The following is a 15,163-nucleotide window of genomic DNA, read 5'->3' as shown; positions in this document are numbered from 1 at the left end:
AGAGGAAATTGCTTACCACAAGAAAAATTTTTGTCATTGTGGTAAACACGCGCGCAGGCGGTGCAATGCGTTGCCGGATTGCACCGCAGACGCACACATGCGCAGGCGTCCCCGGGCCAGTTGTCGTATATTGGTGAAACAGTCACCGAAGTTTCCGGAAGCCTTTTTTCCGGCGTATTTGAAAAGGAAGGCCTGCATGAACTACGAAGTCGTCGATGTCCTGATTTCTCCCGAGGGCCAGCTCGAAGTCCTGTCGAAAGCCGAAGTGGCCAAGCTGCTCGACACCAGCCAGGGCGGTCTCTACAATATATTTCGCAAGTGCGCGCTCGCAGTATTGAACTGCGGCAGCTCGATCGACGATGGCAAGGAATTGTTGGAGCGCTACAGCAGCTTCGAGATCAGCATTGTCCAGCGCGAACGCGGCATCAAGCTCGATATCCGCGGCGCGCCGTCGATCGCCTTCGTCGACGGCAAGATGATCAAGGGGATCCACGAGCACCTGTTCGCGGTCCTGCGCGACATCGTCTACGTCCACTTCGAAATCACCGAAAACCCGAAATTCAACCTCGCCAAGCCGGAAGGGATCACCGACGCGGTCTTCCACATCCTGCGCAACGCGAACATCCTGCAGCCGCAACGCAACCCGAACCTGGTCGTGTGCTGGGGCGGCCACTCGATCAACCGCATCGAGTACAACTATTCGAAGGAAGTGGGCTACGCGCTCGGCCTGCGCGAACTCGATATCTGCACCGGCTGCGGTCCCGGCGCCATGAAAGGCCCGATGAAGGGCGCGGCGATCGGCCACTCGAAGCAGCGCCTGCACGGCGGGCGCTATCTCGGCATCTCGGAGCCCGGCATCATCGCGGCCGAGTCGCCGAACCCGATCGTCAACGACCTGGTGATCATGCCGGACATCGAGAAGCGCCTGGAAGCGTTCGTGCGCACCGGCCACGGCATCTGCGTTTTCCCGGGCGGCGCCGGCACCGCCGAAGAGATCCTCTACATCCTCGGCATCCTGCTCCATCCGGACAACGCCGAGATGCCCTTCCCGCTGATCTTCACGGGGCCCGCCACGGCGCGCGAGTATTTCGAGCAGATCGACGGCTTCATTGGCCAGACCCTCGGCGCGCGCGCCCAGGCCATGTACAAGATCATCATCGACGACCCGGACGCCGTCGCCCGCGAAATGGCCGCCGGCATCAAGCAGGTGCGCGAATACCGCAAGACCAGGAGCGACGCCTATTACTTCAACTGGCTGCTCAAGATCGACCCGGAATTCCAGAAGCCCTTCAAGCCGACCCACGAGAACATGCGCAACCTGAAGCTGCACAAGGACCTCGAGACCCACCTGCTGGCCGCGAACCTGCGCCGCGCGTTTTCAGGCGTCGTGGCGGGCAATGTGAAGGAAGAGGGGATCCGCGAGATCGAGAAGTTCGGCAAGTACGAGATCCACGGCGACAGCGAGATCATGGGGCCGATGGACGCCTTATTGGCTTCGTTCGTCGAGCAGAGCCGCATGAAGTTGCCGGGCAAGGCGTATGTGCCTTGCTATACGATCGTGCAGTGACCCGCGCGGTCAATCGGCAATAAAAAACGGGGCGCTTGCTGCGCCCCGTTTTCTTAGTCCTCTTTCCGCAAATGCGGGAACAACAACACGTCCCGAATATTCGGCGAGTCCGTCAGAATCATGATCAGGCGATCGATCCCGATCCCGCAGCCACCGGCCGGCGGCATGCCGTATTCCAGCGCGCGGATGTAGTCGGCGTCGTAGTACATCGCTTCATCGTCCCCGGCTTCCTTGGCTTCGACCTGCGACAGGAAACGCGCGGCCTGGTCTTCCGGATCGTTCAGCTCCGAGAAGCCGTTCGCAATCTCGCGGCCTACCATGAACAGCTCAAAACGCTCGGTGATGCCGGCACGGGTGTCCGAGGCGCGCGCCAGGGGCGAGACTTCGACCGGATAGTCGATGATATAGGTCGGCTCCCACAATTGCGACTCGGCCGTCTCTTCGAACAGCGACAGCTGCAGCGCGCCCAAACCAGCCGTGGCGAAGGGCTTGACGCCGAACTTCTTGAGTTCGGCCTTGATGAACTCGGCGTCGTTCAGCTGCTCCGGGGTATAGCCCGGGGCGTACTTGTTGATCGCGTCCACAATGGTCAAGCGCTGGAAGGGCTTCGACAAATCCAGCTCGCGCCCGCCGTAGGACAGCACGGCCGTGCCCTGGGCGTCGACCGCAGCCTGGCGGATGATCGCTTCGGTGAAGTCCATCAGCCAGGTGTAGTTCGTGTAGGCCGCGTAGAACTCCATCATCGTGAATTCCGGATTGTGCCGGATCGAGACGCCCTCGTTGCGGAAGTTGCGGTTCACTTCGAACACGCGGTCGAAACCGCCCACCACCAGGCGCTTCAGATACAGCTCGGGTGCGATACGCAGGAACATCTGCATGTCGAGCGCATTGTGGTGGGTCGTGAACGGTTTGGCCGCCGCGCCGCCGGGGATCGGGTGCAGCATCGGCGTTTCGACCTCCATGAACTCGTTCTTTTCCATGAAGCGGCGCATCGACGACAGCGCGGCGGTACGCGCTTTGAACGTGCGGCGCGTCTCTTCGTTCATGATCAGGTCGACGTAGCGCTGGCGGTACTTGGTCTCCTGGTCCGCCAGGCCGTGGAACTTGTCCGGCAGCGGGCGCAGGGACTTCGTGAGCAGGCGCAGTTTCGAGACCTTGATCGTCAGCTCGTCGGTCTTGGTCTTGAACAGCGTGCCTTCCACGGCCAGGATGTCGCCCAGGTCATAGGTACGGAAGGCTTCCATCGCCGCTTCGCCGGTCAGGTCGAGGGTGACGTAGATCTGGATGCGGCCGTCGGCGCGGATGCCCGACGCGTCCTGCAGGGTGGCGAAGGCGGCCTTCTTGCCGGCTTCGCGTTTGAGCATCATGCGGCCGGCCAGCACCACGGGGATGGCTTTTTCTTCCAGTTCTTCGCGCGTCAATGCACCGTACTGCTCGACCAGCGCGGCGGCTTTGTGCTGCGGCTGGAAGTCGTTCGGGAAGGCGACGCCTTGTTCGCGGATCGCGGCCAGCTTGGCGCGGCGTTCCGTCATGATCTTGTTTTCGTCGGCTGCCAGTGCTGGCGCTGGCGCGTTCTCTTGGTTTTCCGTAGTCATGGTGTTTGTACTCTTTTGTTTTGATCAGGCGAACAGCGTCTCGATCGACATGTCAGAAAAGTCGTCGACGATGGCGATCACGTTGTCGAATTCGGCAAAGGCGGCGGCGGGCAGGGTGGTGGTGATCACCACCACGCGCATGCCGGCACGGCGCGCCGCTTCCACGCCCAGGGGCGCGTCTTCGAAGACGATGCAGTTGGCCGGTTCGGCGCCGCAACGCTTTGCCGCTTCCAGGAACACGTCCGGATGCGGTTTGCCGCGCGCGACATCCGTGGCACCGACCACGGTCTCGAAATGGCGGCGCAGGTCGAGGCCATCGAGCGTGAACTCGACGTTGGCCGGCGGCGCGGCCGTGCCCACTGCCAGCGCGATGCCTTGCGAGCGGGCCTCCAGCACCAGGTCCTCGAAACCGTCGACCGCTTTCAGATGCGGCGCATACAGCTCGCGGTAGACCGCTTCCTTTTCAATGTTCAGGACCGCGACTTCCTCATCGAGCAAGTCTTCACCCATGTGCGAACGGATGATCTCCTTGCCCTGGCGTCCGGCCGTCGTGCGGAAGAATTCGTCCGCATCGATGGCGCGCCCGCGGCGCTCGAAGAAGGTCACCCAGGACTGCGTGTGGAAGGCCATGTTGTCGACGATGGTGCCGTCCATGTCGAAGATGAAGGCGCGTTTCAACTGCGTCATGCGCCCACGCCTTGCTTGAGCGAGGCCGAAATGAAGTCGTCCAGGTCGCCATCGAGCACGTTCTTCGTGTTGCCCGTCTCGAAGCCGGTACGCAAATCCTTGATGCGCGACTGGTCGAGCACGTAGGAACGAATCTGGTGGCCCCAGCCGACGTCGGTCTTCGAGTCTTCCAGCTTCTGCTGCTCGCTCATGCGGTTGCGCATTTCGAGCTCGAACAGTTTCGCGCGCAGCATGTCGAAGGCTTCGGCCTTGTTGCGGTGCTGGGAACGGTCGTTCTGGCACTGCACGACGATGCCCGACGGCGCGTGCGTCAGGCGCACCGCGGAGTCGGTCTTGTTGATGTGCTGGCCACCGGCGCCGGACGCACGGTAGGTATCGATGCGCACGTCGGCGGGGTTGATCTCGATCTCGATCGAATCGTCGACTTCCGGATACACGAACAGCGAGGTGAACGAGGTGTGGCGGCCGTTGGCCGAGTCGAACGGCGACTTGCGCACCAGGCGGTGCACGCCCGTTTCGGTGCGCAGGTGGCCATAGGCGTACTCGCCCTCGACCTTGATGGTCGCGGTCTTGATGCCGGCGATTTCACCGTCGGACTGTTCCAGGATCTCGGCCTTGAAGCCCTTGCGCTCGCAATAGCGCAGGTACTGGCGCAGCAGCATCGAGGCCCAGTCCTGGGCTTCGGTACCGCCGGCGCCGGCCTGGATGTCGATGAAGCAGTTGGCGTGGTCCATCGGGTTGCCGAACATGCGGCGGAACTCCATGCCCTCGATGACCTTGGCGATCGCGTCGATGTCGCTGCTGACGGCTTCGATGGTGTCGTCGTCGGCTTCTTCGCGCGCCATGCCGAACAGGTCGGCGGCGTCGGCCAGGTCGGCTTTCGCTTTTTCCAGCGTCAGCACGACGCCTTCCAGCGCTTTTTTCTCTTTACCGAGGTCGAGCGCCCGCTTCTGGTCGTTCCAGACGGTCGGATCCTCGAGTTCTTCGTTGACCTGCTCTAGTTTCTCTGACTTCCGATCGAAGTCAAAGATACCTCCGAAGTTCGGCCTCGCGACCGGTCAGGTCGTTCAGCAGGGCGGAGATGGCGTTGATGCGTTCAGCTTCCATGGCGGTAGTGTCTTGAATGAGTGGAATCGAACCTTCGATTATACCCCAGTCGCTTGCCGCTTTCTGCGCCGCTGCCTTATCATCGGCCCGTTCCCAACTGAAGAATTCCATGCGCTCTTTCATTCCTTGCCAAATCGGCATCGCGATCCTCGCACTGCCTGCCATCGCGGCGCAGCCTGCACCAAAAGGGGCCACCACCACGCTGGCCGTGCTGGAAACCACCGACCTGCATTCGAACGTGGTCGGCTACGACTATTTCAAGCTCGCTCCCGAACCCTCGATTGGCCTCGACCGCACCGCGAGCCTGATCGCGCAGGCGCGCGCGGAGTTTGCGAATACCGTCCTGTTCGACAACGGCGACACGATCCAGGGCAATGCGCTGGCCGACTACCAGGCGCTGGTCAAACCGCTGGGCTGCGGCGAAACGCTGGGCATCTACAAGGTGATGAACGCCTTGAGGTACGACGGCGCCTCGATCGGCAACCACGAATTCAACTACGGCCTGGCCTACCTTTCGCAGGTGACGGGCAGTCGCTTCCAGGTCGCCGGCGTCGACCAGCCGAAACGCTGCGCCGGCCCGGCCTTTCCCCAGGTGCTGGCCAACGTCTACAGCGTGAAGACGAAACAGCCGCTGTTTGCGCCCTGGCGCATCATCGAGAAGAAGGTCAGTGCGCAGGATGCGAACGGCCGTGCGATCACGGCCGTAGTGAAAGTCGGGATCATCGGCTTCACGCCGCCGACCATCATGTCCTGGGACAAGCGCTGGCTAGAGGGCAAGGTCTACACGACCGGGGTACGCGAAGCGGCCCTGAAATACATTCCCGAGATGCGCAAGAAAGGCGCCGACATTGTCGTCGCCATTGCCCACGGCGGCCTGGACGACAAGCCCTACACGGCGCAGATGGAAAACGCCGGCTGGTACCTGGCGCAGGTGCCGGGCGTGGACGCGATGCTGCTCGGGCATTCGCACCAGCTGTTCCCGAATGCCGCCAGCACGGCGCCGCAGTTCAACCTGCCCGGCGTGGACAAGGTGCAGGGCCTGGTGCATGGCGTGCCGACCGTGATGGCCAACTTGTGGGGCAAGCACCTGGGCGTGATCGCGCTGCAGCTGCAGGCCGACGGCAAGCGCTGGACGGTCCAGAAGGACAAGACGCGGGTCGAGGCGCGCAGCGCCCAGAACGCCGACAAGCGTTTCGTTGCGGCCGACCCGGCCGTGATGGCGCTGATCGGCGCGGAACATGAGGCCACCATTGCGTACGTCAAGACGCCGGTCGGCACTACCGATTTCCGCATGACGACCTATTTTGCCGACCTTGGGGACACCTCGGCGATCGCGGTGGTGAACGCGGCGCAAACGCAGTACGTGAAGAACTATGTGGCGGCGAACCTGCCGCAGTACGCGAAGCTGCCGGTGCTGTCGATGTCGGCGCCCTTCAAGAGCGGCCTGGCCGGCGCCTTCGATTTCACCGACGTCCCGGCCGGGAACCTGGCGCTGAACAATGCGGCCGACCTCTACCTCTACCCGAACGCGCTGTATGCGGTGAAGGTCGACGGCGCCGGCTTGAAGGCCTGGCTCGAAACGTCGGCGCGGCGCTTCAACACGATCGACCCGGCCAAAGCCGAGCCGCAGGAACTGGTCAACGCCACTGTCCCGAGCTACAACTTCGATACGCCGACCTCGAACGAGATCAGCTACGAAATCGACCTCACGCAGGCACCGGGTTCGCGCATCCGTCACTTGACGCTGCGCGGCGCGCCGGTCGCGCCTGAGCAGGAATTCATCGTCGCGACCAACAACTACCGCGCCAGCGGCGGCGGCAACTTCCCCGGCCTGGACGGCAGCAAGACCGTGATCGCTTCGCCCGACACCAGCCGCGACGTGCTGATCGCCTACATCCGCGACGTGAAAAAGCTGAGCCGCGCTAGCCATGGCGCCGCGCGCAGCTGGCGTTTTACCAGGGTGCGGACGGCCGGGCCGGTCGTGTTCCATTCGGCCCCTGGCGTGCTGGCTCTCGCCAGGGAAGCGGGCCTGGAAAACGTCAGCGAGCTGCGCGCCGACGATGGCCTGGGCAAGGGTTTTGCGCTGTACGCGCTGGACCTGTCGAAGTGAAGACGCTGGCGCTCTTGCTTGCGTTGATGGGCGCCGGCATGGCGCAGGCGGCGCCGTGCGAACCGGTTGGCGCCGCCCAGGAGGCGCATCGGTTGGGGCTGAACTACCGGAATGGTGCAGGTGTGGCGCGGGACGCGGCGCTGGCGCTGCACTGGCTGAGGAAGGCGGCCGATTGCCGGCTGCCGGCGGCGATGTTCACGCTGTCGAACATGCTGGCGGCGGGAGAGGGCGCAGCACCTGATGCGGCAGAGGCGCGCGACTGGCTCGAGAGGGCAGCCGCACTGGGCTCTCCGGAAGCCTTGCAGCAGCTTGCTCTGATCGAGCCGGACCCGCGCAAGGCTGAACTGCTGATGCGCCAGGCGGCGCATGCGTTGCAGCACCGGTAGGGCGGGCACTCTGTGCCCACGCGTTGCGGGCGCATCTGGCATACGTAGCGCCAACGGTTCGCTCGCACGGTATCCGGCAGCCACGTACATCATTTATATGGCCGTCGGAGACAGTACGAGCGTTTCGTCACGGGCGCAGGTGGAAGCAGGCGTCCGTACCGCGTGGGCACAGAGTGCCCACCCTACATTGACCAGTTCAGGAGCGGTTCTTCGCGTCGGCCGAGGCTTCGATTTCGCTGGCGGCAATGGCCGCCAGGTCGATCAGGGCCTGCAGTTCGGAAGCGCGCAGCTTGCGCGGCTCGCGGTCGATCACGCACAGGGTGCCCATCGCCATGCCCGAACTGTCGCGCAGCGGGACGCCCGCATAGAAACGGATGTGCGGGTCGGCCAGCACCAGCGGGTTGCCGGTGAAGCGCGCGTCGTTCATCGCGTCTTCGATCACGAAGGGGCCGTCCTGCAGGATGGCATGCGTGCAGAACGCCCATTCGCGCGGCGTTTGCTGGACCGGCAGGCCCACGCGTGCCTTGAACCACTGGCGGCGCGCCGTCAGCAGCGAAATGAGGGCAATCGGCGACTCGGTCACCTTCGAGGCCAGGCGTACGATGCGCTCGAAGCGCTCTTCCGGCATGGTATCGACCAGCTTGGTGGCAGCCAGCGCGGCCAGGCGCTGCGCTTCGTCCTCGGCCACCGGATAAAGCGCATCCGGGTTCGGCAGGAATTCGGGATCGGTCGGCGTCGGCGGCTGGCGGCGCTCGCCGGCGCCGGGCTGGCCGGGAACCTTGGTCATCAGCGCGCGGATATGGCTTTCGCGCGTGCGGCGGTGGCCGCCGGGCGTTTTCCAGGATTCGATGGCGCCACTTTCCATCCAGAGCTGGACGGTACTGGTCGCTACGCCAAGCAGCCGGGCGGCGGCGCTGGTGGTGAGGATCGGGTCCTCGTCCATTAAATTGCTGTTCATCAACATTCCTATTGTTTATGGGAGTATAGCCGATTTGATGAATATCGCCGCCTGTTCCGGTTTTGTCCCGCGAGTTAGGAGTGGAAGCGCAAAGAACGCATATTTAATTGCCAAATAGAAATTGATCATGCACAATTAGTTTCGATTTCGTCATTAATTTCTGGCCCGACAGGGCCCCTGTCCTTCGGAGAACCTGTGAAGCTGTCCCAACTCAGCCTCGCGAGCCGGCTTTTTGCCGCCTTCGCGCTCGTCCTGTTTGTCACCCTTACCCTTGCTGGTTTCGCCATCGTGCGCGTCAACAGCATCGAGGCCAGCCTCGAAAACGCAGAAGCCTTCCGCGCCGCCCAGCTCGAACCGCTGTATGAAGCGCGTGAAGCGCTGGCCCAGACCGGTATCGCCGCGCGCAATGCCTTCATTTTCCAGGATGCGGCTGCCGCCGGCCGCGAGCTCGACATCGTCGACGCGAAAAAAGCCGAGTACCTCGCCGCGCTCGCCAAGCTCGATCCGCTGCTCAAGGACGACGCCCACTGGCGCAAGGTGCGCGACAGCATGACCGTGATGGCGGGCGAGCTCGCCCGTCCGCGGCGCTTTCTGGCCGCCGGCGAACGCGAGGCCTTCGGCACCTTCCTGGTGCAGGAATGCAGCCCGCTGCGGCGCCAGATCGTGGCCGACATCGACGTGCTGCTGCGCGACCTGCAGGCGCAAACGGCAGCCGCCGGCCAGGCCGCGGCTGCCGAAGCGTCCGGTGCGCGCACCTGGATCACTGCCTTGAGCGTGCTGTGCGCCGTGCTGTGCGCCGTGATTGGCCTGGCGATTGCGCGCAGCCTGATCGGCCAGCTGGGCGGCGAGCCAGCCTATGCCACCGGCGTCGCGCGCGCGATCGCGCAAGGCCAGCTGCAGCACCAGGTCGACACCGAACGCGCGCAGCCTTCGAGCCTGCTGTACGCGATGAGCGCCATGCAGAACAGCCTGTCGGGCATCGTGGCCCGGGTGCGCGGCGGGACCGACGCCATCGCCTCGGCCTCGGCCGAAATCGCCACCGGCAACCTCGACCTGTCGAACCGCACCGAAACCCAGGCCGCCGCGCTGGCGCAGATCGCGGGATCGATGAAGCAGCTGATCGGGTCGGTGCAGCAGAATGCCGAATATGCGGCCCAGGCCAGCAAACTGGCGGGCGAGGCCTCCAGCGTCTCGCTCGAGGGCGGCGCAGCGGTCGAGGGCGTGGTGGCGACCATGAATCTGATCAATGAATCCTCGCGCAGGATCGAGGACATCATCTCGGTCATCGACGGCATCGCCTTCCAGACCAATATCCTTGCGCTCAACGCCGCCGTCGAAGCCGCGCGCGCGGGCGAGCAGGGGCGCGGCTTTGCGGTCGTGGCCAGCGAGGTGCGCAACCTTGCGCAGCGCTCGGCCAATGCGGCCAAGGAGATCAAGGCGCTGATCGAAGACTCGGTCGGCAAGGTCGGCGCCGGCACGGTGCTGGTCGGGCAGGCCGGCGAGACCATGCGCAAGGTGGTGACGGGCATTGCGCGCGTGACCGACATCATGGGCCAGATCTCGAACGCGACCCGCGCGCAGAGCGAAGACATCGAACAGGTCGACCAGGCCATCGTGCGCCTGGACGAAATGACGCTGCAGAACGCAGCTCTGGTGGAGGAGGCTTCGGCGGCGGCGCAATCGCTGCGCATGCAGGCCGACGAACTGGCCGGCGTCGTTAACACCTTCCAGCTCGATAACAATGAAAGTGCAATTGGACGCCGCGCACCGCAAGGGGCGGCACGCCTGACGGCCGCATGACCGGCTCAGGCCGCCCGATCGGCGGCCGGCCGGCCAGGCGCAAGCCGATTTAAATCAAGCAGCGGCCAATGCGCGCTGCGAGGACGCCGCCGCGGCGGCGCGCGGACGGCCCGCCGTTGCGGCGCTTGGTTCGTCGAGCCGGAAGGTGCTCACCACCTGGGCCAGGCGCGCAGCCTGTTCCTGCATCGATTCGGCGGCGGCCGCCGCTTCTTCGACCAGGGCCGCGTTCTGCTGGGTGACCTGGTCCATGTCGACGATGGCGCTGTTGACCTGCTCGATGCCGGCGCTTTGCTCTTCGCTGGCGTTGGCGATGTCGGCGATGATGGTGGTGACGTGCTCGATGCTGCGCACGATCTCGCCCATGGTGGCGCCGGCGCGGTCGACCTGGCCGGTGCCTGCCGCGACCTTGTTCACGGAGTCGTCGATCAGCGCCTTGATCTCCTTGGCCGCGCTGGCCGAACGCTGGGCCAGGTTGCGCACTTCGGAAGCCACGACCGCAAAGCCGCGGCCCTGTTCGCCGGCGCGCGCCGCTTCGACGGCTGCGTTCAGGGCCAGGATGTTGGTCTGGAAGGCGATGCTGTCGATGACGCCGATGATGTCGACGATCTTGCGCGAGGATTCGTTGATCGAGCCCATGGTCGCGATCACTTCGGCCACCACGGCGCCGCCTTCGCCGGCGATGCCGGAAGCCGTCTTGGCCAGCTTGTTCGCTTCACGCGCGTTCTCGGCGTTCTGGCGCACGGTCGAGGTCAGTTCTTCCATCGACGAGGCGGTTTCCTCGAGCGAGCTGGCCTGCTGCTCGGTGCGGCTCGATAAATCGGCGTTGCCGCTGGCGATCTCGCCCGAGGCGGTCGAGATGGCGCCGGTACCGCCGCGCACGTGGCCGACGATATCGGCCAGGGCCGCCGACATGCTGGCGAGCGCGCGCAGCAGGTCGCCGGTTTCATCCTTGTCGGTGGAGGGAGCGCGGCTGGTCAGGTCGCCTCTAGCGACGCGCTGGGCGAAGCCGACGGCGTGGCGCAGCGGCAGCGTGATCGAGCGCGTGATCATCCAGGCGCAGACGACGCCCAGCAGCAGGGCGGCAATGCCGAGCGAGACCAGGAGTACGCGGGTGCTGGCGTAGGAGTCGAGGATGCCGCTGGCAACGGCGTCGGTGGCATCGATCTGCATGGTGGCGAGCTTGTTCATCGCGGCCAGGAAGGTGACGCCCGCCGGCGCGAGCTGCTCGCTGTAGATCTTGTCGGTAGCGGCGACATCGCCGGCGCGCTTGGCGGTGAACATGGCGGCGCGCGCAGCCAGGTAAGGTTCGCGCGCGGCCTTGACGGCGGCGAACTGCACCTTCACCGCTTCGTTGCGGAGCGAAGCCTCGACGGCATTCTGCAGCTCGGTGGAGCGGCTCGATACTTCCTTCATGCGCGCCTCGAGTTTTTCGATGACGGCGCTGTCGTCGGTCACGTAGACGGTGTGCAGCATGGCGCTGTTGAGCTCAATGAGCTTGCCCCATTCGGCGACGTTGCGCTGGTTCTTGATGCTGGTATGAACCAGCCGGTCGGTCATCTCGCCCGCTGCCTGCATGCGCAGCACGGCAGTGATGGTGACGGCCAGCAGCAATGCGAGGACGATGGCAAAGCCCGCGCCGAGGCGCACGCCGATCTTGAGGTTCTTCACGTTGGATTCCCGATGAATGCTCGGCGCTTGGCCGCTGATGAGGTCGAGATGGCCGGCAATGGCCGAGGTCGTTTGTTTAGAGGGAGTATACCAGCACGAGGACATCAAAAGATGCTATGCGGCAAATTTGCAACATACCATGTTGGCAATGTTGCAATTCAGGCGAGCAGGCGTTCGGCGCTTAGTGCAGCTGCTTCTTTTCGGGCTGCACCAGGACGAAAGGATGGACGACCGCTGCCCACAAGGGGGCGCCGGCCGCGCTCCAGGTCTGGGCCTGCAGGTCCGACACCCTGGCCAGCTTGCCGTCGGCCATCCAGCGCGCGATCGTGTCCTTGTCGTCATGCGAAATGCGCACGGCGACGTCGATCAGGTCGAGCGCCTCGCTGACGTAGACCAGGTTGCCCTGGGCGAAGTGGCGCTCGAGCTCGCTCCATTCGATGCGGCCGGTCTCGCGGTTGATCTTGTCGTGCAGTTCGGTGTCGTTCTCGGGTTTGGTTTTCATGGCGTCGTGCTTCAATCAGATAATCTCGACCGTCGGGGTCGGGGAACCCGTCCATGTTAACCGATAGACCGCGCCCTTGCGCACGTTGCCGACCAGGGCCGGGCGAAAGCACGCCAGGTTGGTGCCGGTTTTGGCGCGCACGCTGGGGTAGATGACACCCATCGAGCCGAGATCGAGCAGGGTATTGGCCAGTTCTTGCGAAGCGACATAGCTGCGCGGATCGAGGCATTTGGCAAAGCCGCGGGCGCCGCGGATGTCGTGGAAGCTGGCGTTGAAATCGGCCAGCATCGCCTGGTAGGTGACGCTGTCGTCGAAGCGCTTGATTTCCTGGTACTCGACCGTCTTGTGGAACGTGACCTCGGCCAGGGCCGTCTGCGCGTCGAAGGCGCAGTACCAGGCGCCACGCTCGCCGTCGTTGAAGCGGCTGCCTTCCGGGCGCGCATAGGTATAGGCCGCATTGATGATGCGGAAATGCGGCAGCCCGAACACCAGTTCGTCCATGCCGATGCCGGGCAACAGGCCCGCTTCGCCGCGCAGGCGCTCGTTGGTCGCGTTATCCAGGTCGAACAGGTCGCGCAGGGTGGCGTCGTTGTCGCTAAGTGGCGCCAGCACCGAATCCTCGCGGTCGGCGAAGCGCGAGGGAATCAGGCGGCAGGTGTCGAACTGGCGCAGCGGCGTGAGTGTGGGGAGCGCCGCCAAGATCAGAGGCCTCCGCGGCGCGCGTCCAGCAGCTGGCGCACCGTTTGCATGGCGAGCAAGCCCCCGCCCAGCATCAGCGCCAGCGGCGTGCGGCCGCCGAAGATCAGGTTGCTGTTGGGCAGGTGCACCCATTCGTCGGCGAGCTTGTCGCCGTACAGGATGTGCAGGGCCTTGTAGACGCCCAGCAGATAGGAGATGCGCGTGATGCGGTCGACTTCCAGCACCCGGTCCGGGTTCTTCTTCCAGTCGTAGAAAGTCGATGCCGACAGGCCGCCGAGCAGTTCGCGCGCATCTTCGTCGCGCAGCTGCCAGGCGCCGGCCAGCTTGAAGAAGCCGGTCAGCGCGGCCTTCGAGAGGCGCTCGCGCTCGGCGCGGGAATTGAGGTCGACCAGCACCGCGGGCTCGAAGCGGCTGCGCGGGTAGGCGTAGGCAAGATTCATGGAATTCTCCGGTTTCGGAGTATTTATACTCCGCTTCCGGAGTCGTTGCAACTGACGGTTGTCAAGCCGTGTGCGGCATGACAGAATTGGCGCCGAATTGTCAAAAGGAAAAGGTTATTCCAATGCGGTGGCGATCGGCGGGAGTACTGTTTGTGGTGGTGGCCTGCGTTGCGCTGGCCGCCATCGGCATGGCGCGCGGCTCGCGCGTGGCCCCTGGCGACCTGCGCCAGCAAGTGTTCGCGGCGGAACGGGAGTTTGCCGCTACCATGGCGCGCCGCGATTTCGAGGCGTTTGCGGGCTATCTGTCGCGCGAAGCGGTGTTCATGAGCCCGAAGGGTGCGTCAAACGGCAAGGAGGCAGTCGCCCAGGCCTGGCGCAATTATTTCGACAAGCCGCAGGCGCCGTTCTCCTGGGCCCCGGACGAGGTCCAGGTGCTGGCCTCGGGCACGCTGGCCTACAGCAGCGGCCCGGTGCTGGACGCCGCCGGCAAGCAGGTCGGGCGTTTCAATTCGGTCTGGCGCCTCGAAGGACCAGGCACCTGGCGGGTGGTGTTCGACCGCGGCTGCGATTGCCGCTGAGCCGCCAGGCCCCGGCCGCAGCCGGGGCTGTTTCGATCGCGCTCAGTCGGCGGTCGCGCCCGACTTCTTCACGGTCTGGCCCCATTTGGCCGTCTCGCTGCGAATGAACTCGGCGAACTGCTCGGGCTTCTCGCCATTCGGTTCGGCCCCTTGCTCCGCCATCTTCTTCTTCACTTCCGGATCCTGCAGCGCTTTCAGGACTGAAGCGTTCAGCTTGGCGATCACCGGCGCCGGCGTGCCGGCTGGCGCCAGCAAACCGAACCAGGACGTGGCGCTATAGCCCGGCACGCCCGCTTCGGCGATCGTCGGCACGTCCGGCAGGGCCGGCGAGCGCTGCGGCGTGGTCACGGCCAGCGGACGCAGTTTGCCCGCCTTGACGTGGCCGATCACGGAGGGCATGTTGTCGAACATGATCGCGGTCTGGCCGCCGAGCAGGTCGGTGAGTGCGGGCGCGCTGCCCTTGTACGGGATGTGCTGCATCTCGACGCCGGCCATCTGCTGGAACATCTCGCCCGACAGGTGGATCGAGGTGCCGCTGCCCGACGAAGCAAAGTTGATCTTGCCCGGGTTGGCCTTGGCGTAGGCGATCAGTTCCTTCACGTTCTTGTAGGGCTGCGAAGGATTGGCCACCAGCAGGTTCGGCACCAGCGCCACGCGCGTGATCGGTGCGAAGTCCTTGATCGGGTCGAAGGCCATCTTCTTGTACAGGCTCTGGTTGATGGCGTGGGTGCCGACGGTGCCCATCAGGAGCGTGTAGCCGTCGGGCGCGGCGCGCGCCACCATCTGGGCGCCGATATTGCCGCCGGCGCCGGGGCGGTTGTCGATGATCACCGGCTGCCCGAGGTCCCTGGCGATGTACTGGCCGACGACGCGCGCCAGGATGTCGGTGGTGCCGCCGGCCGAGAACGGCACGACGATCGTCAGCGCTTTCGACGGGAACGCGGCCTGGGCCTGGGCTGCGAAGGGCGCGAGCGCGAGGGTGCCGGCAGCCAGTACGGCAAGGCTGAGGGTGCGGCGCTTCGGTGCGCTGGCAACACGGGATCGGGTCATGTCAGGTCTCCTGTTA

15 protein-coding genes are annotated in these 15,163 nt (G+C 64.7%); 5 read left to right on the top strand and 10 right to left on the bottom strand.

The window, feature by feature from the left end:
- Positions 1 to 196 precede the first annotated feature (196 nt).
- Positions 197 to 1,567 (top strand): nucleotide 5'-monophosphate nucleosidase PpnN, encoded by a 1,371-nt coding sequence (ppnN, locus tag NMB41_RS13955; protein WP_494378416.1) that lies wholly within the window; start codon positions 197 to 199, stop codon positions 1,565 to 1,567.
- Between the two features lie 53 nt (positions 1,568 to 1,620).
- Here ppnN and lysS read toward each other — a convergent pair whose 3' ends face one another.
- From lysS to NMB41_RS13935, 4 genes are all read right to left on the bottom strand, one after another.
- A complete protein-coding gene (lysS, locus tag NMB41_RS13950; protein ID WP_494378415.1) occupies positions 1,621 to 3,162 on the bottom strand; it encodes a lysine--tRNA ligase in 1,542 nt (513 codons plus the stop codon).
- Positions 3,163 to 3,186: 24 nt separating this feature from the next.
- Complete coding sequence (locus NMB41_RS13945; protein WP_494378414.1) at positions 3,187 to 3,849, bottom strand: HAD family hydrolase; 663 nt, start codon at positions 3,847 to 3,849, stop codon at positions 3,187 to 3,189.
- A protein-coding gene (gene prfB / locus NMB41_RS13940; RefSeq protein ID WP_494378413.1) for a peptide chain release factor 2 occupies positions 3,846 to 4,956 on the bottom strand; the annotation gives its coding sequence in 2 pieces (ribosomal slippage) (positions 3,846 to 4,874 and positions 4,876 to 4,956; 1,110 coding nt in all). The genes NMB41_RS13945 and prfB overlap by 4 nt, the downstream gene beginning before the upstream one ends.
- On the bottom strand, positions 4,873 to 5,067 hold the full coding sequence (locus NMB41_RS13935) for a hypothetical protein (protein WP_494382935.1): 195 nt from the start codon (positions 5,065 to 5,067) through the stop codon (positions 4,873 to 4,875). Before NMB41_RS13935 ends, prfB begins: the two co-directional genes overlap by 84 nt.
- On the opposite strand from NMB41_RS13935, the gene NMB41_RS13930 reads away from it, so the two are divergent.
- Complete coding sequence (locus NMB41_RS13930) at positions 5,066 to 7,066, top strand: bifunctional 2',3'-cyclic-nucleotide 2'-phosphodiesterase/3'-nucleotidase (protein ID WP_494378412.1); 2,001 nt, start codon at positions 5,066 to 5,068, stop codon at positions 7,064 to 7,066. The two genes, NMB41_RS13935 and NMB41_RS13930, sit on opposite strands and share 2 nt — an antisense overlap.
- A 14-nt stretch (positions 7,067 to 7,080) precedes the next feature.
- Entirely contained in the window at positions 7,081 to 7,452 is a 372-nt protein-coding gene (locus NMB41_RS13925) for a tetratricopeptide repeat protein (RefSeq protein ID WP_494378411.1), read from the top strand.
- A gap of 196 nt (positions 7,453 to 7,648) precedes the next feature.
- Here NMB41_RS13925 and NMB41_RS13920 read toward each other — a convergent pair whose 3' ends face one another.
- On the bottom strand, positions 7,649 to 8,410 hold the full coding sequence (locus NMB41_RS13920) for a GAF domain-containing protein (RefSeq protein ID WP_494378410.1): 762 nt from the start codon (positions 8,408 to 8,410) through the stop codon (positions 7,649 to 7,651).
- 195 nt (positions 8,411 to 8,605) lie between these two features.
- On the opposite strand from NMB41_RS13920, the gene NMB41_RS13915 reads away from it, so the two are divergent.
- On the top strand, positions 8,606 to 10,210 hold the full coding sequence (locus tag NMB41_RS13915; protein ID WP_494378409.1) for a methyl-accepting chemotaxis protein: 1,605 nt from the start codon (positions 8,606 to 8,608) through the stop codon (positions 10,208 to 10,210).
- Between the two features lie 54 nt (positions 10,211 to 10,264).
- Here NMB41_RS13915 and NMB41_RS13910 read toward each other — a convergent pair whose 3' ends face one another.
- The 4 genes from NMB41_RS13910 to NMB41_RS13895 all read right to left on the bottom strand — a co-directional run bounded on the left by NMB41_RS13910 (position 10,265) and on the right by NMB41_RS13895 (position 13,519).
- Complete coding sequence (locus NMB41_RS13910; protein ID WP_494378408.1) at positions 10,265 to 11,878, bottom strand: methyl-accepting chemotaxis protein; 1,614 nt, start codon at positions 11,876 to 11,878, stop codon at positions 10,265 to 10,267.
- Positions 11,879 to 12,059: 181 nt separating this feature from the next.
- Complete coding sequence (locus NMB41_RS13905; protein ID WP_494378407.1) at positions 12,060 to 12,380, bottom strand: DUF2288 domain-containing protein; 321 nt, start codon at positions 12,378 to 12,380, stop codon at positions 12,060 to 12,062.
- Between the two features lie 15 nt (positions 12,381 to 12,395).
- Positions 12,396 to 13,079 carry an RES family NAD+ phosphorylase gene (locus NMB41_RS13900; RefSeq protein ID WP_494378406.1) on the bottom strand — a complete coding sequence of 228 codons (684 nt, stop codon included), beginning with the start codon at positions 13,077 to 13,079 and terminating at the stop codon, positions 12,396 to 12,398.
- 2 nt (positions 13,080 to 13,081) lie between these two features.
- Positions 13,082 to 13,519 carry an antitoxin Xre/MbcA/ParS toxin-binding domain-containing protein gene (locus NMB41_RS13895; RefSeq protein ID WP_494378405.1) on the bottom strand — a complete coding sequence of 146 codons (438 nt, stop codon included), beginning with the start codon at positions 13,517 to 13,519 and terminating at the stop codon, positions 13,082 to 13,084.
- A 122-nt stretch (positions 13,520 to 13,641) separates the two neighbouring features.
- Here NMB41_RS13895 and NMB41_RS13890 point away from each other — a divergent pair, with 122 nt between their 5' ends.
- Positions 13,642 to 14,097, top strand: a complete 456-nt coding sequence (locus NMB41_RS13890) for a YybH family protein (protein WP_494378404.1) — start codon at positions 13,642 to 13,644, stop codon at positions 14,095 to 14,097.
- A 42-nt stretch (positions 14,098 to 14,139) separates the two neighbouring features.
- On the opposite strand, the gene NMB41_RS13885 is transcribed toward NMB41_RS13890, so the two are convergent.
- Positions 14,140 to 15,147, bottom strand: coding sequence for a tripartite tricarboxylate transporter substrate binding protein (locus tag NMB41_RS13885; protein WP_494378403.1), 1,008 nt, complete (start codon positions 15,145 to 15,147; stop codon positions 14,140 to 14,142).
- Positions 15,148 to 15,163 lie beyond the last annotated feature (16 nt).

Source organism: Massilia sp. FBCC-B171, assembly GCF_059134155.1.
This window is presented reverse-complemented; position numbering and strand designations above follow the sequence as displayed.